The organism is Streptomyces sp. PsTaAH-137, assembly GCF_003259365.1.
GTDB lineage: Bacteria > Actinomycetota > Actinomycetes > Streptomycetales > Streptomycetaceae > Streptomyces.
This window is the reverse complement of record NZ_QLLY01000001.1, coordinates 685,106-704,405: the sequence shown is the minus strand read 5'-3', so window position 1 is coordinate 704,405 and position 19,300 is coordinate 685,106. Positions and strand designations below refer to the sequence as shown.

Below are 19,300 nucleotides of genomic sequence, written 5' to 3'. Positions count from 1 at the left end.
GCCCACCGGGAAGGAGCCTCATGACCGGCACACCCGCCCCCGTCGGTCGCCCCGCGCTCACCAGACGCCGCGCCCTGACGGCCGCGCTCGCCGCCGGGGCCTCGGTCCTCGGCGCGGGCGCGCTCAGCGGCTGCGGCAGCGCACTGGCCGCGGGCGACGGCACGGTCCGCCTGTGGGACCTGTTCCAGGGAGCCGACGGCGGCCTGCTCAACGAGATGGTGCGCAAGGCGCAGCCCGACATGCGGGGCACGCACATCGAGCGCACCGTCCTGGAGTGGGGCACCCCGTACTACACGAAGCTGGCCATGGCGTCGGCCGGCGGGCGCGGTCCCGACGTGGCCGTCGCGCACATGTCGCGGCTCGCTGGTTACGCGCCGACCGGGCTCGTGGACCCGTGGGACATGGACTTGCTGGCCGAGTTCGGCGTCCACGAGGGCGACTTCGCCGACGCGGTGTGGAGCCGGACGCAGTACGACGGCGCGACCTACGCGATCCCGCTCGACACCCACCCCTTCATCGTGTTCTTCCACCCAGAGCCGGTGAAGAAGGCGGGCCTTCTGAAGGCGGACGGCACGCTGGACCTGGACGCGTTCTCGTCCCCCGACCAGTTCCTCGCCGCCGGTCGGGAGCTCGCGAAGGCCTCGGGCAAAGAGGGCATCTCCTTCGGGTACGTCAACGACACGGCGCAGGGCTGGCGGCTCTTCTACGGCCTGTACAAGCAGACGGGCGGCGTCTTCGACCTGCCGCCCGGCGGGCCCGCGAAGGTGGACCTGGACCGCATGGCCGAGGTCATCGCGTTCATGGCCAAGCTGGTCGACGGCAAGGCCAACCCCAAGCGGCTCGACTACAACGCGAGCGTGGCCGCGTTCACCAACCGGCAGACGGCGATGGCGCTGTCCGGCGAGTGGGAGCTCGGCACGTTCCGCACCGCGGACAAGAAGGTGGACGCCGCCCCGTTCCCGACCGTCTTCGGCACCCCCGCGATCTACGCCGACTCGCACTCCTTCGTGCTCCCCCACCGCGACAGCCCCGACGCCGAGCACCGCCGCCGCACCCACCAGGCCGTGGCCGCGCTGCTCAAGGCGGGCCAGACCTGGGCGACCGCCGGGCACATCCCCGCATACACGCCGGTCACCCGCACCAAGGCGTACGCCGGACTGCTGCCGCAGGCCCACTACAAGTCGGCCGCGTCGCAGGTGGTCCTCGACCCGGCGGCCTGGTTCGTCGGCGCGGGCTCCGACTTCCAGAACGCCATGTCGCAGGTGCTCCAGCAGGCCCTGCTCGACGGTCTCTCCCCGGACCGCGCGGCGCGCGCGATGGTGCGCCGCGTCAACACCTTCCTCTCCAAGCCCAGCCCGGCCTGACACTCCCTGGAGGCACAACGATGTCCTCTCCGCACGTCTCACCCCGGCCGGGACCGCCGTCGCCGCGCCGGCTGCTGCCCCCGGGCCTGCTCTTCGCCCTCCCCTTCCTCGTCCTGTTCGCCGTCTTCCTGCTGTGGCCGCTCGGCCAGGGCCTGTGGACGGCGCTCACGGACAAGGCGCTGTCCGCGCACGCCCCGTCCTTCGTCGGCCTCGACAACTTCAGCGAGGCGTTCGGGGACGCGGAGATGTGGCGGGCCCTGTGGCACACCGTCCTGTTCACGCTGATCTCGACCGTCCCGCTGGTCGTGGTGGCGCTCGGCATGGCGCTCCTCGTGCACACCGGCCTGCCGGGCCAATGGGTGTGGCGCCTCGCGTTCTTCGCGCCGTACCTGCTTCCCGTCGGTGTCGTCGGCCTGCTCTGGCTGTGGCTCTACCAGCCCGATCTCGGCGTCTACAACCACCTGCTGGGCGCGATCGGCCTCGACCAGGTCGCCTGGCTGAGCGACGAGTCGGTGGCGCTGTGGGCGATCGCGCTGACGACCCTGTGGTGGACGGTCGGCTTCAACTTCCTGCTCTACCTGGCCGCCCTCCAGTCGATCCCCGACCACCTGTACGAGGCCGCAGCCATCGACGGCGCCGGTGCCTGGCGGCGCCTGTTCTCGATCACGCTGCCGCAGCTGGGCCGCATCACGACGGTCATCACCGTGCTCCAGGTCCTGGCCTCCCTGAAGGTCTTCGACCAGGTGTACCTGCTGACGAAGGGCGGCCCGAACAACTCGACGCGGCCGGTCGTCGAGTACATCTACGACGTCGGCTTCACCGGCTACCGGCTCGGCTACGCGTCGGCGATCAGCTACATCTTCTTCGCCCTCGTGCTGCTCGCCTCCGCCGCCCAGTTCGCCGTACTCCGCCGCCGGGAGAAGTGACATGACGACCACCACCGACGCCCCCGTCCGCCCCGCCAGACAGCGCATCGTTCCCGTCCGCCCGCCGCGGCCGGGCCGGGCCGAGGGCCGCACGACCACGAACCTCACCCTCGGCGCGGGCCGCACCACACGCGCCCTCGCCCTCGTGGTCCTCGTGGTCGCCGCCCTGATCTGGCTGCTGCCGATGGCGTGGGCGCTGCTCACGGCCTTCAAGTCCGAAGCGGACGCGAGTGATCCGGTGCACTGGATCTGGCCGCAGCACGGCTTCACGCTCCAGGCGTTCAGCACCGTGTGGGAGCGCGGCGATCTGCCGCTGTGGATGCTCAACAGCTTCTTGATCTCCGTCGCCGTCACCGTGATCACCGTGCTGGTCTCCGCGATGGCCGGCTACGCCTTCTCCCGTACCCTGTTCGCCGGCCGCAAGTGGCTGTTCGCCCTGACGATCGCGGCGGTTCTGGTACCGCCGCAGATCCTGATCGTGCCGTGGTTCGAGCAGATGCTGACGCTGCATCTCCTCGACACGTACGCGGCGGTGATCCTGCCGCAGACCGTGGCGCCCGTGATGGTGTTCATCCTGAAGAAGCACTTCGACTCGCTGCCCGTCGAACTGGAGGAGGCGGCCCGCATCGACGGCGCCGGGCACTGGCGGATCTTCTGGTCGGTGCTGCTTCCCCTGTCCCGGCCGATGCTCGCGGCCGTCGCGATCTTCGTCTTCATCGGGGCGTGGAACAACTTCCTGTGGCCGTTCGTGTCGACGTCCGACCCCTCCCTGATGACGCTGCCGGTCGGCATCACCACGGTGAAGGACGCGTACGGGATCCAGTACGCGCAGTCGATGGCCTCGGCCGTGCTCGCGGCGCTGCCCCTGGTCGCCGTGTTCGTCTTCTTCCAGCGGCACATCGTCAAGTCCGTGGCGACGACGGGCCTCGGCGGGCAGTAACCCTGTGCACCAGGAGCAACTCCTGACCGGCAGCGCCTCGTTGACACCGCACCGCCCCCTTCCCTAACGTCCTGAACCTCTGGGACTTACATCGATGTAAGGAGCCGCTCGTGCGCGCACGGTCCCGTACCGCCCTCGTTCCCGCACTCCTCGCACTGCTCGCGGGGCTGGCCTGCAGCCCGCAGGCCAGCGCCCATCAGGAGCCCGCCGCACGGCCGGCGAGTTCCGTGGCCGCGAGCGGCACCTTCCGCAACCCGCTGAACACCGGCCCCGATCCTTATCTGACGTATGCGAACGGGGCCTACCACCTGACCACCACCCAGGGCGACAGCATCAAGATGTGGAGCTCGCCGTCCCTGGCCACCCTGCTCGACGCCGAGCCGAAGACGGTGTGGACGGACACCGACACCTCCCGCAACCAGCACATCTGGGCGCCCGAGTTCTACCGCTTCAACAACCACTGGTACCTGTACTACACGGCCGACGACGGCACGGACGACCACCACCGGCTCTTCGTCCTGGAGTCGTCGGGCGACGACCCGACCGGGCCGTACCACTTCAAGGCGAAGCTCGCCCCGCCCAACCACACCGGCGACTTCGCGATCGACCCGGGCATCCTCCAGCACAACGGCAAGCTGTATCTCGCGTACAGCGGCATCAACCCGTACCAGCACAACGGCCTGAACATCGCGCCGATGTCGAACCCGTACACCGTGTCGGGCGACGCGGTCGCGATCAATGCCGCCGGGGGCTGCCCGGAGGTGCGCGAGGGCCCGGAGTTCCTGAACCGCAACGGCCGTACGTGGATGACGTACTCGACCTGCGACACCGGGAAGCCCGACTACCAGGTCTGGATGATGTCCCTCGCGGACAACGCCGATCCGCTCGTCCCGGGCAACTGGACGCAGACCTCGGGCCCGGTGTTCTCCCGCGCGGACGCCCGCGGCGTGTTCGGCCCCGGCCACCACGCCTTCTTCAAGTCCCCCGACGGGACCGAGGACTGGCTGGTCTACCACGCCAAGACCACGTCCACGAACACGTACACCAACCGCACGACCCGCGCGCAGAAGATCTCCTGGAACGCCGACGGCAGCCCGAACCTCGGCACGCCGCTCGCCATGGGCGCGACCCAGAACCTGCCGTCCGGCGACCCCGGCTCGGGCAACTACTGGATCAACGACGACAGTCGCACCAGCGGCGACGGCGGCGTGACGTACACCGGCACCTGGAACTCGGGCACCGGCTGCGCCGCGCAGTGCTTCTGGAGCGACGACCACTGGAGCGACAAGGCCGGCAACACGGCGACGTTCACCTTCTCCGGCACCCGGATCGCGCTCCTGTCGGTCAAGGACACCGGGAACGGGATCGCGGCGGTCAGCGTCGACGGCGGGCCCGAACAGCGCGTCGACTTCTACGGCGCGATCCGCACCGGCGAGACGCTCCAGTACCTGAGCCCGCGCCTGGCGAGCGGCCCGCACACGCTGCGCGTACGGGTCACCGGCGAGCACAGCGCCGCGTCCACCGGCTCCTTCGTCAGCGTGGACCGGGCCGAGGTCTACAAGGACTGACGCCGCCCGACGGCCTCATCTCTCACTCCCCCTCGATGTCCGCGTCGATCTCGATCTCCAGAAGGCAGAAACCTCCGCCGCGGCAGGAGTCGCAGACCTCTCCGTCGCGGCTCCCGCTGCCGTGGCACGCGCCGCACAGGCCGTCGTGCCATGCCGTTCCGTCCAAGGCGTAGTGCGGGCGCGGGTAGTGCGTGTCGGGGAGCACGCACTCCACCTGTGTCTCGGGATGCCGCCGCACACACAGGTCCTGCCCGGAACGCCGCTGCCGTCCGTCCTGGATGATGACTCCTCCGTCGTCGGTCCGTCGTGCTTCTTCCCTTCCCAGGGATAGCACCCGGTACTGACAACGCCTGCGACGCCGGAGGTCAGGACGCGGCAGCCGTGACCGCCACGGTGAGGTACGGCATCGTGAACGTGCCGCCGCGCGCGTCGATCACGGCGCCGGTGCGGGCGAGCAGGTCCGCCGTCTGACGCGGGGTGTACAGCGCCGCCTCGCCGCTGGTCGTGAGGTGTTCCAGCCAGGCGTCGCGCGTGTAGGGCTGTTCCCAGGCGACCTCCCAGCGCTCGGGTTCGCCGAAGGATGCGACGGCGCGCAGGCTGTCGGCCACCTTCTCGAAGAGGGCGCCGTAGGCCTCGGAGGCCGAGCGCTTCCAGGGCGTCCGCGGGGCGTCGGGCAGGGCCGCGCGATGGGCGGCGGCGAACGCGTCGGCGAGGTCGCCGGCGGGCCGGTAGACGTTCCACATCAGGGCGATCCGGCCGCCGGGACGCAGCACGTGCGCCGCCTTCGCCGCGCCCGCGACGGGGTCGATCCAGTGCCAGGTCTGCCCGGCGACGACCGCGTCGAAGGTGCGGCCCGCGTCGTCCCAGCTCTCGAACCCGGCGACCTCCACGGGCAGTCCGCGGTCGCGCGCGAAGCCGGCCATGCGCGCGTCGGCGTCGACGCCGAGGACGGTGCAGCCCGCCGCCCGGAACTGGCGCGCGGCGATCCCCGTACCGCATCCCACGTCGAGGACGTCGCGGCCGGGCGCCGCGGCGACGATCCGCCGCACCAGGGCGTCCGGGTAGCGGGGGCGGGCGCGGTCGTAGCGGGCGGGGTCGGTGCCGAACGACTCCGCCATGCCACGGGCCTTGTGCGGTGCGTCCGGACCGGAGGCAGGGTTAGTGGGCATGCGCCCACTCTAGGTGGGCACATGCCCACTCGTCTACGGTGGGCGCATGCCCACTTGTCCACGGTGGGCCCATCCGACGAAGGGGGACGCAGGTGCCGACCGGGGTGGCCATCCGCGATGTGCGCGCGCAGTTGTTCGACGCGGCCGAGCGCGTGCTGCTGCGGGACGGCGCCGCCGCGCTCACCAGCCGGGCCGTCACCGACGAGGCGGGCTGCGCCAAGGGGGTGCTGCACCGGCACTTCGCGGACTTCGACGCGTTCCTGTGCGAGCTGATCCTCGACCGGGTCGGCGGGATCGACGCGCGGGGCGCGACGCTGGCCGGGTCGGCGGGCACCGGTTCCGTCGTCGGCCATCTCACCGACGCGCTGACCGCTCTCTTCACCCCGGTCGCGCTGGCGCTGGTCACCCTGATCACCTTCCGCGACGGCCTGCGCGCCCGGCTGCGGGCGGCGGGCCGCCCCGGTGTCACGGTGCTCGCGCAGGCCACGCAGGCGCTGATCGCCTATCTGGGCGCCGAGCGCACGGCGGGCCGGATCGCGCCCGCCACCGACGTCGACACGCTCGCCCTCACCCTGGTCGGCACCGGCCATCTCCTCTTCGCGGGCCGCGACGACGGCCCGCCCGGGCGCGCGGAGGTCCGGAAGATCGTGGAGTCGGTCGTGGGCGGAGCGCTCGCCGGACAGACCGACGGGCCCGCCCCGACGAGTCGGAGCGGGCCCTGAACGAGCGGTGGTGCGGGGATCAGCCCTGGGCGGGCTCCAGCTCGCGGTCCTCCTGCGCCGACGGCTTCTCGGCGGTCAGGGTCTTCTGCAGCTTCTCGCCCTCCACGTCGACGTTGGGCAGCGCCTTGTCGAGCCAGCGGGGCAGCCACCAGGCCGACTTGCCGAGCAGCGCCATGACCGCGGGCACGATCGCCATGCGGACCACGAACGCGTCGAAGAGGACGGCGATGGCGAGGCCGAAGCCCATCATCTTGATCATGCTGTTGTTCTCCATGATGAAGCCGGAGAAGACGCTGATCATGATGACGGCGGCGGCCCCGACGACCCGTCCGCCGTGCCGGAACCCGGTCACGATGGCCTCGCCGGGCCGCGCTCCGTGGACGTAGGCCTCGCGCATCCGGGTCACGAGGAACACCTCGTAGTCCATGGCGAGTCCGAAGACCACGCCGATCAGGAAGATCGGCATCATCGACATGATCGGGCCGGGCTGTTCCACCCCGAAGAGGTCGGCGAGCCAGCCCCACTGGAAGACCGCGACCACGGCGCCGAGCGCCGCCGCGACGGAGAGCAGGAAGCCGAGGGCGGCCTTGAGCGGGACGAGGATCGAGCGGAAGACCAGCATCAGCAGGAGGAAGGCGAGACCGACCACCAGCAGGAGGTACGGGACCAGCGCGTCGTCCAGCGTCTGCGAGAAGTCGATCGTCATGGCCGTCGCGCCGGTGACCAGGATCTCGGCGCCGGTCTGCGCCTGCCAGTCCGTGGCGTCCGAGCGGATCTCGCGGACCAGTTCCTCGGTCTTGTGGTCGCTCGGGCCCGTCTTGGGGACGACCGTGATGATCGCGGTGTCACCGGCCGGGTTGACCTGGGCCGGGGTGACCGCCACGACGCCGTCGACCTTGGCGAGGTCGGCGCCGACCTGCTTCGCCGCACCGGCGGCGCCCTTGCCGTCGACGGTCACCATCAGCGTGCCGTTGAAGCCCGCGCCGAAGGACTCGGACAGCATGTCGTAGGCCTTGCGCTGGGTGCTGTCCGGCGCGGACGAACCGTCGTCGGGCAGACCCAGTTCGAGGCTGGCCGCCGGAACGGCGATCGCGCCGAGACCGAGGACGCCGACGAGGAGCACGCCGAGCGGGCGGCGGAGCACGAAGCGGGACCAGCGGGTGCCGAGGTTGGGCTTGCCGGACTCGGCGACCGGGCCCGTCGCCTTGCGGTCCTTGCGGCGCAGCACCTTCTTGCCGGCGAAACCGAGCAGCGCCGGGATCATGGTGAGGGCGATGAGCACGGCGATGGCGACGGTCGCGGCGGCGGCCAGGCCCATCTTGGTGAGCATCGGGATGTTGACGACCGACAGGCCGCTCAGGGCGACGACGACGGTCAGGCCCGCGAAGACGACCGCGGAGCCCGCGGTGCCGACGGCACGTCCCGCCGCCTCCTCGCCCTCACGGCCCTCTGCTATCTCGGCGCGGTAGCGGGAGACGATGAAGAGCGCGTAGTCGATACCGACGGCGAGGCCGATCATCGAGGCCAGGGTGGACGTGGTGCCGGAGAGGTTCAGGACGCTGCCGAGCGCGGCAATGCCGGAGACGCCGATGCCGACGCCGATGATCGCGGTCAGCAGCGGCATGCCCGCGGCGACCAGCGAGCCGAAGGTGAGGATCAGGACGACCGCGGAGATCGCGATGCCGATCATCTCGGCGCTGCCGCCCATGTCCTGGTCGGCCTCGACGGCGTCGCCGCCCGCCTCGACGGTGAAGCCGTCGGCGCGCGCGTCGTCGATGGCCTTGGTCAGGGCCTCGTGCGCCTTGTCGGTCAGCTCGGTGCCGGCGACCTTGTAGGTGACGGAGGCGTAGGCGGTGGAGCCGTCCTTGCTGACGGCGTTCGCCTTGTACGGGTCGGCGACCGAGGCCACCTGGGGTCCGTCGCCGAGCTGCGTCACCATCGTGCGCACATCAGCCTTGGCCGCGGGATCGGTCAGCTTCTCGCCGCCGGGCGCGCGGATGACGACGCGGGCGGTCGCCCCCTCGGAGTTGGCCGCGGGGAACTTCTCGTCGAGGAGGTCGAAGGCCTTCTGCGACTCGGTGCCCGGCATGGAGAAGGAGTCCGCGGGCGGGGCGGGCGCGGCCGACGACGCGAAGCCGATTCCGCCGAGCAGCAGCACCCACAGCAGTGCGACGTAGCGGCGGCGCCTGAAGGACAGCCGGCCGAGTTTGTACAGGAACGTAGCCACGGCGAAGGGGGCTCCCGTCGGGGTCGTGAGAGGTCTCTCAGGCAGGTGCGACCACGCCCGGTGGTGCGTCGTTGCACGTCAGAGGGGTCGGCAGGATCTGTGTCCATCCTCGCGGCCCGCGCGGGCCGAGGGGTCAGCCTCTGAGCCACAGTCCGCGCCCACGGACGCGGTAGGCGCCCGCGGGCGGTGTCATACCCGGGGAGGAGTCGGGTCCCATCGGCGTAAACCCCACGGTGGAGCGCGACCCTGATGTCCTGGCCGTCGCGACCCCGACGTTTTACCTATGTTGACATACCTATCTCCGTAGACCTATCTTCGGCGGCATGCCCGCTGCCGCCGCCGCCCGCCAGGACATCGACCGCGTCGCCTCCGCGCTCGCGGCGTGCCTGCCGACGCTGCACCGGACGCTCGACCGGCGGATCCTCGGGGACTTCCCGCACGACCGGCTGCCCGAGGCCCAGATCACCCTGCTCCGTCTCGTGGCGGACCAGGAGGGTGTCACCGTGCGCGAGGCGGCGCGGTCCCTGCTGATGCAGGCGAACAATGTCAGCGCCCTCGTCTCCCAGCTCACCCGTGAGGGACTGCTGGAGCGGCGCGGCGACGCCGCGGACAAGCGGGTGGCCCATCTGCACACCACCGCGGTGGCGCGCGAGCGCATCGCGGAGGCGGAGGGCATCGCGCGCCGTCACCTGTCGGCGGCGCTGCGGCATCTGACGGGCGGCGAGCTGGACGCGCTCGGCTCCGCGCTGGGCGCGCTCAACGCGCTCGACACCCATCTGCGGCCGACCGAGGACTGACCCAGCCCTCCCCGTCCTGCCGCATCCCACCCTGTCCCGGCCGTCCGGGGCAGGGCTCTTTCGTGCCCCGGCACGCTCAACCTCCGTATCAGACAAGGCAGTCGTATGCCCCCTTCGTCGGTAGCCCCGTCGTCCGCAGTCCAGCTCGCCCCCGCGCAGCCGGCTCCGGCGCCCGCCGGGCGGCGCGCCAATCCCTGGCTGACGCTGATCGCCGTCGCGTTCGGCCTGTTCATGGTCGGCCTCGACGGGTCGGTGGTCTCCATCGCCAACCCGGAGATCGGCCGCGACCTCCACGCCTCGACCGCCGGGCTCCAGTGGGTCACCAACTCCTATCTGCTGGCGCTCGCCGCCGCACTGATCCTCGGCGGGAAGCTGGGCGACCGGTTCGGGCGGCGGACCGTGTATCTGGTCGGTGTCGCCGGGTTCACCCTTGCCTCGGTGGCCATCGGCCTGTCCGGGTCGATCGAGCTGGTCATCGCGTTCCGCGCCGCGCAGGGCTTCTTCGGGGCCCTGCTGATGCCGAACACCCTGGGGCTGCTGCGGGCCGTCTTCCCGCCGCGCAGGTTCGGCATGGCGGTCGGCATCTGGGCCATGGTGTCGTCGGTGTCGACGGCGCTCGGCCCGATCGTCGGCGGTCTGCTCGTCGAGCACGTCAACTGGGAGTCGGTCTTCTACATCAACGCGCCGGTCGGCGTGCTCGCCCTCGCCGTCAGCGCGTTCGTGCTGCCGCAGAGCAGGAACACGGCCGCAGCAGGCCAGAAGTTCGACGTCGTGGGTGTGGTCCTGCTGGCGCTCGGCATGCTGGTCGTGGTGTTCGGCGTGGTCAAGGGCGAGAGCTGGGGCTGGGGGTCGGCCGGGGCCGTCGGGGCGATCCTCGCGGGCCTCGTGCTGCTCGTCGCGTTCGGCCTGTTCGAGGCGCGCACCCCGCACGCGCTGCTGCCGATGCGGCTGTTCCGCAGCCCGGCCCTGACCGTCGGCACCGTCATCACCGCGCTGAACTTCTTCGTGCTGCTCGGCGGGATCTTCTTCGTGATGCTGTACCTGCAGAACGTGCGCGGGTTCTCGCCGGTCGAGGCCGGTGTGCGGACGCTGCCGCTGAGCCTCGCCTCGGTCGTGGCCTCGCCGCTCGGGGCCGCGCTGACCGACCGGTTCGGGCCGCGGCTGACGATGCCGCTCGGCATGGTGTTGCAGGGCGCCGCGTCGTTCCTGATGCTGACCTGGAGCGCGGAGTCCGGGTACGGGGCGCTGTGGCCGCCGTTCGTGGCGCTCGGCCTGGGTGTCGGCATGGTGATGTCGGCGTCGTCGGCGGCGATCGTCGGAAGCGCGCCGGTCGAGGACGCGGGCGTGGCCGGCGGACTCCAGGCGACCGCGCTCCAGGTGGGCGGAGCGCTCGGCACCTCCGTCCTGGTCTCCCTGATCAGCGGCCGGGTCGGAGCCACGCTCCACGGTGAACTGGTCTCGGCCGGGGTGCCGGAGCAGGCCGCCGGGCCGTTGGCGGAGGCGAGGGACGCGGTGTCGATGGGCGTCGCGCCGGTCTCCGGGTCGATGCCCGGCGGGCTCAAGTCCGCCGTCGTGGAGGGCAGTTCGCAGGCGTTCATGAACGGGGTGCACACCGCCGCGCTCGTCACCGGGCTGCTGTGCGCGCTCGGCGCGGTGGCGTCGGCCGTCGTGCTGCGCGGGCGGGGCGTCCCGCAGCACGGGCACTGACAGGCGGTGCCGGGCGCTCCCGTCGAGGGGCGCCCGGCACCGGTGCGCCGTCAGGCCTTCGCGCGTGCCTTGATGGTGAGCGCGGCGAGCGCCATCATCACGGCGCCGAACAGGGCCGCGCAGGCGTACATCGTGAAGCCCAGGTCGGCGTTGCCCGCCGAGATCAGCGCGCCGCCGATCCACGGGCCGAAGATGGCGCCGAAGCGGCCCATGCCGGAGACCCAGCCGAGCGCGGTGGGGCGGTCCTCGTCGTTGTGGTGGGTGCCGACCGTCGCGTACACCATCGTCTGGCCGGAGAAGAGCAGGAGGCCGGCGAAGAAGACGACCACGTACAGGACGCCGACCGCCATCTCGACGCCCATGAGGTAGACGAAGACCGCCGTGAGGACGAACCAGGCGATGACGACCTTGCGCGGGCCGATCCGGTCGGCCGTGCGGCCGGCGATGAGCATGCCGCAGATGCCGCCGACGTTGAGGAACGTGGAGAACAGGAGCGAGTCGCCGGTGTCGTAGCCGAGATCGACCATGATCTTCGGCAGCCACTGGCCGACCCCGTAGACGAGGAGCAGGCCCGCGAACGACGTGAGCCAGAAGCACAGGGTGGTGGACCACTGGCCGCCGCGGAAGAGGTTCTTCAGGGCGTCGAGCTTGTCGGTCGCGCCGGTGCGGGTCGTCTTGGGCTCGGGCAGTTCGGTGCCGAAGGAGGCGGCGAGCTGCTCGGCGTCGGTGCGGCGGCCGCGGGTCAGCAGGTTGGTCGGCGACTCGGGGAGCAGCTTGTAGGCGACCGGGAGCAGGATCAGTGCCGGGACCGCGGAGGCGAGGAACGCCGAGCGCCAGCCGAAGTCGTCGACCAGCCACAGCGCGATCAGCGGGGCCACGGCGCCGCCGGTCTGGTGCGCGGTCATGATGACGCCGGTGGCGAGGGCGCGGCGGCCCTTGCTGGTGAACTCCATGCCGTACGAGATCGCGATCGGCAGCAGTGCGCCGAGGCCGAACCCGCACACGAACCGGAAGGCGCCGAACATGCCGGCGCTCTGCGACCATCCGGTGCCCAGGGTGGCGACGGTGAAGACGCACACGCTGGTGAGGACCACGACGCGGCGGCCGATCCAGTTGGACGCCATGCCGGACAGGATCGTGCCGAGCAGCATGCCGAAGTTGGACCAGCTGCCGATGCTGCCCGCGGTGGCGGCGGTCAGGCCGAGGGTCTTCTCCCCGAGCATGCTGGGCAGCACCGAGCCGTAGATGAAGGTGTCGATGCCGTCGAGCAGGACGAGCGCCCAGCACAGGGCGATGACGGCGTTACGGCTTCTGTGCGCCGCGGTGCCGCTCGCCTCGGCGAGTGACGTGGTGGCGGAGGAGGACATCGTTGTTTCCTCTCGTGCGGGACGCGGGTGGGGATCCTGGTCCCTGGCTGCAAAAGGCGGTGGGTGGGGACGGTGCGGCGTGCGGCTCACGCGACCGGATGGGGGGAGTGGCGTAGACGCTAAGAAGTCCCGGCCCTCTCGTCAACACTTTTGTTGACAATCCCAGGAAACATTTCGGCCCCGGTGGAACGTGGCGCTCCCCGGGGCCGGAAGGCGCAGGTCAGCCCTGGACCGGCGGGGTGCCGTGGGTGTGGAACGACTGGATGGTCTTCAAGCCCCACGCCTGGCCCTTGGCGCGCTCGGCCTCGGTCCAGGTGATGAGCGGCCAGTCGGGGGCGAGCACGAGCCGGGTGAGCGGGTTGCAGAGCTCGATACGGTTGCCGCCGGGTTCGTAGACGTAGAGGAAGAACGTCTGCTGGATGGCGTGCTTGTGCGGGCCCGTCTCGATGAAGACGCCGGTGTCGATGGCCAGGTCGGCGGCGCGCAGGATGTCCTCGCGGGTGTCCGCGGCGAAGGCGATGTGGTGCAGCCTGCCCTCGCTGCCGGTCCAGTCCTCGGTGTAGACGACGTCGTAGGACTTGTTCGTGTACGTCAGCCAGCGCGCCGCCACCCGGCCGGTGTCGAGCCTGATCTGCTCGGTGGGGCGGGCACCGAGGACGTTCTGCTGGAACTCGGCGTTGGCGAGGACGTCGGCGGCGAGGAAGTTGACGTGGTCCAGGCGGCGGACGCCGACGCCCCGGTTGGGCTTGGCCTGCGGCTGGTTCTTCAGGGCCGGCTGCAGCTCGTCCGGTGCCCGGTAGTGCTCGCTCTCCCAGTACAGGGCGTGTTCGTGGCCGTCGGGGTCGGTGGTGACGTAGAGCTTGCCGAGGCCCGGCTCGTCCTCGGCCCAGTGGCCGCTGCCGCCCGCCTCCTCGACCGCCCGGACGCGCCGGTGCAGGGCCTCCTCACTGGAGGTGCGCAGCGCCAGCCGGCCGAGTCCGGGCCGGTCGCGGGCGGTGAGGACCAGGCTGTGGTGCTCGTAGTCGTCGAACGTGCGCAGGTAGACGGTGTCGCCGTCCTGCCCGTTGACGGTGAGACCCAGGAAGTCGGTGAAGAAGGCGACGGAGGCGTCCAGGTCCGGGGTGAACAGCTGGGCGTGGCCGATGTGGGCGATGTCGCCGAGGGGCGGAGTCATCGTTGACCTCCTGAGGTCGGGGCGGGCAGGGGCGCCGTCGTGGCGGACCTGGGGAAGACGGTGCCGTCGAAGATCTTGCGGGCCGTGCGGACCACGGCGGTGCGGCGGGGTGCGGGGCCGCCGTCGGCGGAGACGCCGAGGCTGCTCTCGATGTCGGTGAATCCCGTGGGGTGTTCGATGCGCAACCGGTCGCCCTCGGCGGGCGGCGCCGCGATCCCGGCGGCCACGCTGCCGTCGATCCGGATGCCCGCGGCCACGCTCGCGGCGCCGAGCACGCCGATGGAGGTGTGGCAGCGGACGGGGATGAAGGTACGGGTGGCGACGGCGCCGCCGTGCCGGGGCGGGGCGAGCAGGGTCAGTTTGGGGACGGTGGCGGTCGTGACGTCGCCGAGTCCCATCAACTCCCCTGCCGCGAGCCGGATGTCGTGCAGCCGGACGGCCAGCTCCTCGTCCGCTTCCAGCTCCTCGGGCGTCTCGTATCCGGTGACCTTCAGGGCGTCGGCGGGGATCAGGACGGTCGGCATGCCGTTGTCGACGCAGGTGACCTCGGCGCCGGCGACGGTGTCGCGCGCCCGGCCCGTGGGCAGCAACGCGCTCTCCCCCGGCGGGAATTCGATCACGACGGCGGCCGCGGCACCGGGGACTCCGGAGATCTCCGCGTCGCCCGTGTAGTCGACGTGGCCGCCGGGCGTCGGGAAGGTCGCCGTGGCACGGTCACCGGAGTTGACCATACGGATCCGCACGGAGGTCTCCCCCGGCCCGGCGGGCACCAGGCCGCGTTCGACGGCGAACGGGCCCACGCCCGCGAGCAGATTGCCGCAGTTCTGACGGTCCGACACCTCAGGCTTCTCCACGCCGACTTGGAGGAAGAGGTAGTCGACATCGGCCTCGGGGTCGGCCGACGCGGACACCACCGCCACCTTGCTCGTCAGGGGGTGCGCCCCGCCGAGTCCGTCGATCTGGCGCGGGTCGGGGCTGCCCATGACGCGCAGCAGCAGAGCGTCCCGGTCGGCGGGTTCGGCGGGCAGGTCGTCGGCGAGGAAATACGCGCCCTTGGAGGTGCCGCCGCGCATCAGCATGCAGCGCACCTGGGCGGGGCCGGTCACGCGCCGGCTCCGGTGTGCTCCTCGTACGTCCGGTACTCGACCCCGAGATCCCGCAGGGTCTCCCGCAGCCCGTACCGGTCCAGGCCGAGCTGTCCCTCGATGAAGGCGGCGCGGGTGGCGGCCTCCTTGTCCTCGCGGGCCTGCGACTTGGCGGCGGCCTCCTGGGCGCGCTCGCGCGGGACGACCACCACGCCGTCGTCGTCGGCGACGATCACGTCACCGGGACGGACCGTCTCCCCGCCGATCACGACGGGCACGTTGACGCTGCCGCCGGTGGCCTTCACCGTGCCCTGCGCGGAGACGGCTGCCGACCAGGCGTGGAAACCCATCTCCCGCAGCTCGGCGGTGTCGCGGATACCGGCGTTGGTGACGATGCCGCGCACTCCGCGCCGCTTCAGGGCGGTCGCGAAGAGCTCGCCGAACATGCCGTCGGTGGAGGGCGACGTGGTGGTGACGACGAGGATGTCGCCCTCGCCGCACTGTTCCACCGCCGCGTGGATCATGAGGTTGTCGCCGGGCCAGGACAGCACGGTCACGGCGGTGCCCGCGACGCGGGTGTCCCGCTGGTTGGGGCGCAGGTGGTGGCCGAGCAGTCCGGTGCGGCCCATCGCCTCGTGGACGGTGGCGACGCCGTACCCGGCGAGCGCCTCGACGTCCTCGGCCTCGGCCTTGGGCGGGTCGGTGACGATGATGCCGGGCATCAGGCGAGCTCCTTCGCGATCTGCGGGTACGGGCGCATGTACGCCTCGGCCATGGTGGTGTGGGCGAGCCCCAGGTTGGGCCCGGCGTTCCGCTTCAGCTGGACCCCGCGGCGCACGGCGAGATCGGTGTAGTAGTCCCACAGGTGCCGCTGCGCGCCCAGGCACTCCATGGCCGCGCGCTTGGTGTCCCAGACCTCGGTGATGTCGAGGAGGACCTCGGGCTTGAAGCCGCTCATCTCCGGCTGGTGCGGCTCGAAGTAGAAGACGGGCGGGGCGCCGATGATCTCGCCCTCGCCGGGGTAGCCGATGGCCTGCGCGAGGACGCGGGCCTCCAGGGCCATCCGGTGGGCGGCCGGGTGGTCGCCGTTGTACGGGTCGTCGGCCGGGTGCGTGAGCACGACGTCGGGCTGGGTCTCGCGGTAGACCGTGACGAGCCGGTCGGTCAGCTCGGCGGTCGCGAGCAGCGGGTAGTCACCGGCGTCGAAGAAGCGGACCTGAGCGCCGAGTTCGGCGGCCGCGCGCTCCGCCTCGTCGCGCCGCAGCGCCTTGATCTCGTCGAGCTTCTTCCCCTCCCGCCAGGCCTTGGCGGACTCTCCGCGCTCGCCGAACGTCAGGCACGCGATGGTGACCTGCTCGCCGCGGGCGGCGGCGAGCGCGATGGCCCCGCCGGCCCGCCACACGAAGTCCCCGGCGTGCGCGGTGATCACCAGTGTCGAACGTGGGGTGGCGGCGGGCGCGCCCTGGCCGTTGGTCATGCTGCATCTCCTCGGTGACAGGTGTGCGCCTGCCCCAGGAGCGGTTCAGTCGTCGCGCAGGGCGGCGATCACGCTGCTGAGGTGGGCGCGAACGGCCGTCTCGGCCGCTTGCGGATCCCTGGCGCGGATCGCTTCGATCACCGCCAGGTGCTCACTCAGGGACTGCTGCGGACGCCCCGGACGCAGCGCCAACTGGAACCGATGGCGCACGAGTTGGGCGTTGAGCCGCTCCAGGAGACCGACGGCCGTCTGCTGGCCGGAGATGTCCCGGATCCGGGCGTGCAGGTCGTGGTTGAGCTCGGAGTACGTGATCGGATCGCCCTCGGCGACCGCCTTGGACATGGCGGTGCCCAGATCGGTCAGCTCGTCGAGCTGGGCGTCGGTGGCGACCTCGGCGGCCTTGGCCGCGCACAGTCCCTCCAGCGCCATCCGGCACTCCGTGATCTCCACGGCCTCCTGCACCGTGACCACGCGCACTCGCGACCCGCGGTTGCGGATCCGCTCGACCAGTCCTTCGGCGGCGAGGTCGAGCAGTGCGGCGCGGATACTGGCGCGGGTGACGTCGTACTGCTCGGCGAGTTCGTTCTCCACCAGCCGCTGCGCCGGTGCCATCTCGCCGCGCAGAATCGACTGCCGGAGCCGCTCCAGCGCGTACTGCTTGGCCTGCTCTCCGGAGCCTGGACGGGCTTCCTTCGGCATCTGCCCTCCCTGAGTGAGTGCCTGTCGACGCTAAATCTAGGCGAACAGAATTGTCAACGATTTTGTTTGCACAGGTGGGCGCCCATTTCGGCGGGCCGGGGAGGGTCAGCGACGGCCGGGCGGGTCCCCCCAGGGCGCCTCCAGCGCGGAGCGCAGCGCGGCCAGCGCCTCCTCGCCGATCCGTTCGGCGAGCCGCGCCTCCAGGCGGCCGAGTGCGCGGCGGGCCCGGTCGTGGGCGTACCGCCCGGCGGGTGTGCGCCGCACGAGGCGCTGCCGCGCGGAGGCCGGATCGGGGATCTGCTCCAGCAGGCCCGCGGCGATCAGTGAGCGCACGGCCTGGTGGACGGTCTGCCGGGTGACGCCCACGCGCCGGGCGAGCTCGGCGACGGTGGCGCCCTCGGCGCCGAGCGCGGCGAAGAGCTGCACCTGCGCCGGAGTGACGGCCGGCACCCCGCCCGCCTCCAGCGCGGCCAGCAGGCCGTCCTCGAACCAGCGCCGGGCCTCCCCGAGGAGTTGGGGCAGATCGCGTCGGGCCTCGGTCATGGCTTCCTCGCACCTCGTGGGCGGCTCTTGCCCACCACCCGCAGCTCGTGTCAGGCTACCTGACGTCGATCGTCAGGCAGCCTGACACGAGGAGGGTGGACAGACATGACCATGGAGTTCGCGACGCGGTACCGCGCCGCCTCGCGCATCCCGGCCGACCCGTCGAAGCCGTACGTCATCGAGAAGGGCGAGGGCGACCGCGCCCATCTGTTCGGGGATCTGATCACGGTCTACGCGGGCGGCGAGCAGACGGAGAACACCTTCAACTTCTTCACGGTCGAGGGCCCGAGGGGCGACATCATCCCGGCGCACGTGCACGCGGACACGTACGAGGTGTTCTATGTGACCCAGGGCGCGGTCCGGCTCTTCGTCGAGGACACCGAGGGCGAGCAGAGCGAACGGGTGCTGACACCGGGCGACTTCGGGTTCGTGCCGAAGAACTGCCCGCACGCCTATCGCATGGAGCGCCATCACACGCAGATCGTCGGCGTCGCGGCCGGCCCCGGCGGCACCTTCGAGCGGTTCTTCGAGACACTGGGCACGCCGACCGACCACCTCGGTCTGCCCGCGATGCCGTTCGTGCCGGAGCCGCACACGTTCGCCTCCGTGCCCGAGCAGTTCGACGTGCGCTTCCTGCCGGAGCACCAGTGGGGCGACCGGTGACGCCGGGCGAACTGCGGGCGCTCATCGCCGCCCCGCACCCCGATGTCGCTCCGCTGCCGCCTGCGGCCGAACGCCCGGGCGGGATACGGCTGTTGCGAGGTGTGCCGTACGCGGTTCCCGACGGCGCACGCCCGCTGGAACTGGACCTGTGGCTGCCCGGCACCCCGGGCCCCGCTCCCCTGGTGCTGTTCGTGCACGGCGGCGCGTGGCGGCGCGGGCTGCGCGACGACATGGGGGTGACCACACGCGCCTGGGAACCCGGGCCCTTCGAGCGGATCGCGGCGGCCGGACTCGCGGTGGCCTGCGCCGACTACCGGCTCAGCGGCGAGGCCACGTTCCCCGCCCCGCTGGAGGATCTGCGGGCGGCGCTGCGCTGGCTCGGCGTCCGGGCGGCCGAGCTGGGCGTCGATCCGGCGCACACGGTGGTGTGGGGCGAGTCGGCGGGCGGGCACCTCGCCGCGCTGCTCGCGCTGACGCACCGGGAGCCGCGCCTCGCGGGGGCGGTGGTCTGGTACGGGCCCGCCGATCTGACGACGCCGCGCCCGCCGTTCGACCCGGCCGACCCGGCGACGCCGGAGGCGCTGCTGCTCGGCGCGGCTCCCGGGGACGTGACGGAGGCCGCCGTCGCCGCGAGCCCCGTGCGCCAGGTGCACCGCGACGCCCCGCCGTTCCTGGTGGTGCACGGCGAGGCCGACACGATGGTGGCCTGCTCGCACGGGCGGGACCTGGCGGGAGCGCTGCGGGCGGCGGGAGCACCGGTGGAGCTGGTCACGGTGCCCGGCGCGGACCACGGCTGGTACGGCCTGGAGCAGGAGGCGGTCGAGCGGATCCTCACCCGGTCCGTGGCGTTCGCCACCACCGCGAAATGATCT

At 71.7% G+C, this 19,300-nt stretch carries 19 protein-coding genes; 9 read left to right on the top strand and 10 right to left on the bottom strand.

What is annotated here, in order from left to right; translation table 11 throughout:
* Nucleotides 1-20 precede the first annotated feature (20 nt).
* The 4 genes from K377_RS03065 to K377_RS03050 all read left to right on the top strand — a co-directional run bounded on the left by K377_RS03065 (nt 21) and on the right by K377_RS03050 (nt 4,798).
* Nucleotides 21-1,364 carry an extracellular solute-binding protein gene (locus K377_RS03065; protein ID WP_111661487.1) on the top strand — a complete coding sequence of 448 codons (1,344 nt, stop codon included), beginning with the start codon at nt 21-23 and terminating at the stop codon, nt 1,362-1,364.
* Nucleotides 1,365-1,384: 20 nt separating this feature from the next.
* Nucleotides 1,385-2,290, top strand: a complete 906-nt coding sequence (locus K377_RS03060) for a carbohydrate ABC transporter permease (protein ID WP_111661486.1) — start codon at nt 1,385-1,387, stop codon at nt 2,288-2,290.
* A 1-nt stretch (nt 2,291) separates the two neighbouring features.
* Nucleotides 2,292-3,230 carry a carbohydrate ABC transporter permease gene (locus tag K377_RS03055; protein WP_111661485.1) on the top strand — a complete coding sequence of 313 codons (939 nt, stop codon included), beginning with the start codon at nt 2,292-2,294 and terminating at the stop codon, nt 3,228-3,230.
* 110 nt (nt 3,231-3,340) lie between these two features.
* Nucleotides 3,341-4,798, top strand: coding sequence for a family 43 glycosylhydrolase (locus K377_RS03050; RefSeq protein ID WP_111661484.1), 1,458 nt, complete (start codon nt 3,341-3,343; stop codon nt 4,796-4,798).
* A gap of 22 nt (nt 4,799-4,820) precedes the next feature.
* Here the strand turns inward: K377_RS03050 and K377_RS03045 are convergent, their stop codons facing one another.
* On the bottom strand, nt 4,821-5,003 hold the full coding sequence (locus tag K377_RS03045) for a hypothetical protein (RefSeq protein ID WP_146614679.1): 183 nt from the start codon (nt 5,001-5,003) through the stop codon (nt 4,821-4,823).
* Nucleotides 5,004-5,163: 160 nt separating this feature from the next.
* Complete coding sequence (locus K377_RS03040) at nt 5,164-5,967, bottom strand: bifunctional 2-polyprenyl-6-hydroxyphenol methylase/3-demethylubiquinol 3-O-methyltransferase UbiG (RefSeq protein ID WP_111661482.1); 804 nt, start codon at nt 5,965-5,967, stop codon at nt 5,164-5,166.
* A 92-nt stretch (nt 5,968-6,059) separates the two neighbouring features.
* Here K377_RS03040 and K377_RS03035 point away from each other — a divergent pair, with 92 nt between their 5' ends.
* Nucleotides 6,060-6,689, top strand: coding sequence for a TetR/AcrR family transcriptional regulator (locus K377_RS03035; protein WP_181512461.1), 630 nt, complete (start codon nt 6,060-6,062; stop codon nt 6,687-6,689).
* A 19-nt stretch (nt 6,690-6,708) separates the two neighbouring features.
* On the opposite strand, the gene K377_RS03030 is transcribed toward K377_RS03035, so the two are convergent.
* The gene (locus K377_RS03030; protein WP_111661481.1) at nt 6,709-8,916 is read right to left on the bottom strand and encodes an MMPL family transporter; all 2,208 of its coding nucleotides are present in this window, start codon (nt 8,914-8,916) and stop codon (nt 6,709-6,711) included.
* Nucleotides 8,917-9,239: 323 nt separating this feature from the next.
* Between K377_RS03030 and K377_RS03025 the strand changes: the two genes are divergently transcribed.
* Both K377_RS03025 and K377_RS03020 read left to right on the top strand, forming a co-directional pair.
* The gene (locus K377_RS03025) at nt 9,240-9,713 is read left to right on the top strand and encodes a MarR family winged helix-turn-helix transcriptional regulator (RefSeq protein ID WP_111661480.1); all 474 of its coding nucleotides are present in this window, start codon (nt 9,240-9,242) and stop codon (nt 9,711-9,713) included.
* A gap of 105 nt (nt 9,714-9,818) precedes the next feature.
* Entirely contained in the window at nt 9,819-11,420 is a 1,602-nt protein-coding gene (locus K377_RS03020) for a DHA2 family efflux MFS transporter permease subunit (RefSeq protein ID WP_111661479.1), read from the top strand.
* Between the two features lie 50 nt (nt 11,421-11,470).
* On the opposite strand, the gene K377_RS03015 is transcribed toward K377_RS03020, so the two are convergent.
* The 7 genes from K377_RS03015 to K377_RS02985 all read right to left on the bottom strand — a co-directional run bounded on the left by K377_RS03015 (nt 11,471) and on the right by K377_RS02985 (nt 17,765).
* Complete coding sequence (locus tag K377_RS03015) at nt 11,471-12,787, bottom strand: aromatic acid/H+ symport family MFS transporter (RefSeq protein WP_111661478.1); 1,317 nt, start codon at nt 12,785-12,787, stop codon at nt 11,471-11,473.
* Between the two features lie 220 nt (nt 12,788-13,007).
* On the bottom strand, nt 13,008-13,961 hold the full coding sequence (locus K377_RS03010) for a catechol 2,3-dioxygenase (RefSeq protein WP_111661477.1): 954 nt from the start codon (nt 13,959-13,961) through the stop codon (nt 13,008-13,010).
* Nucleotides 13,958-15,067 carry a 4-oxalomesaconate tautomerase gene (locus K377_RS03005; RefSeq protein WP_111661476.1) on the bottom strand — a complete coding sequence of 370 codons (1,110 nt, stop codon included), beginning with the start codon at nt 15,065-15,067 and terminating at the stop codon, nt 13,958-13,960. Before K377_RS03005 ends, K377_RS03010 begins: the two co-directional genes overlap by 4 nt.
* Nucleotides 15,064-15,768 carry a 4-carboxy-4-hydroxy-2-oxoadipate aldolase/oxaloacetate decarboxylase gene (locus K377_RS03000; protein ID WP_111661475.1) on the bottom strand — a complete coding sequence of 235 codons (705 nt, stop codon included), beginning with the start codon at nt 15,766-15,768 and terminating at the stop codon, nt 15,064-15,066. The genes K377_RS03005 and K377_RS03000 overlap by 4 nt, the downstream gene beginning before the upstream one ends.
* Nucleotides 15,768-16,523, bottom strand: a complete 756-nt coding sequence (locus K377_RS02995) for a PIG-L deacetylase family protein (RefSeq protein WP_111661474.1) — start codon at nt 16,521-16,523, stop codon at nt 15,768-15,770. Before K377_RS02995 ends, K377_RS03000 begins: the two co-directional genes overlap by 1 nt.
* Before the next feature lie 45 nt (nt 16,524-16,568).
* Nucleotides 16,569-17,222, bottom strand: coding sequence for a GntR family transcriptional regulator (locus tag K377_RS02990; protein WP_111661473.1), 654 nt, complete (start codon nt 17,220-17,222; stop codon nt 16,569-16,571).
* A 105-nt stretch (nt 17,223-17,327) separates the two neighbouring features.
* The gene (locus tag K377_RS02985) at nt 17,328-17,765 is read right to left on the bottom strand and encodes a MarR family winged helix-turn-helix transcriptional regulator (protein ID WP_111661472.1); all 438 of its coding nucleotides are present in this window, start codon (nt 17,763-17,765) and stop codon (nt 17,328-17,330) included.
* Nucleotides 17,766-17,870: 105 nt separating this feature from the next.
* Between K377_RS02985 and K377_RS02980 the strand changes: the two genes are divergently transcribed.
* Nucleotides 17,871-18,428, top strand: a complete 558-nt coding sequence (locus tag K377_RS02980) for a quercetin 2,3-dioxygenase (protein ID WP_111661471.1) — start codon at nt 17,871-17,873, stop codon at nt 18,426-18,428.
* Entirely contained in the window at nt 18,413-19,297 is an 885-nt protein-coding gene (locus K377_RS02975) for an alpha/beta hydrolase (RefSeq protein ID WP_258394959.1), read from the top strand. Before K377_RS02980 ends, K377_RS02975 begins: the two co-directional genes overlap by 16 nt.
* The last annotated feature ends 3 nt before the right edge of the window (nt 19,298-19,300 follow it).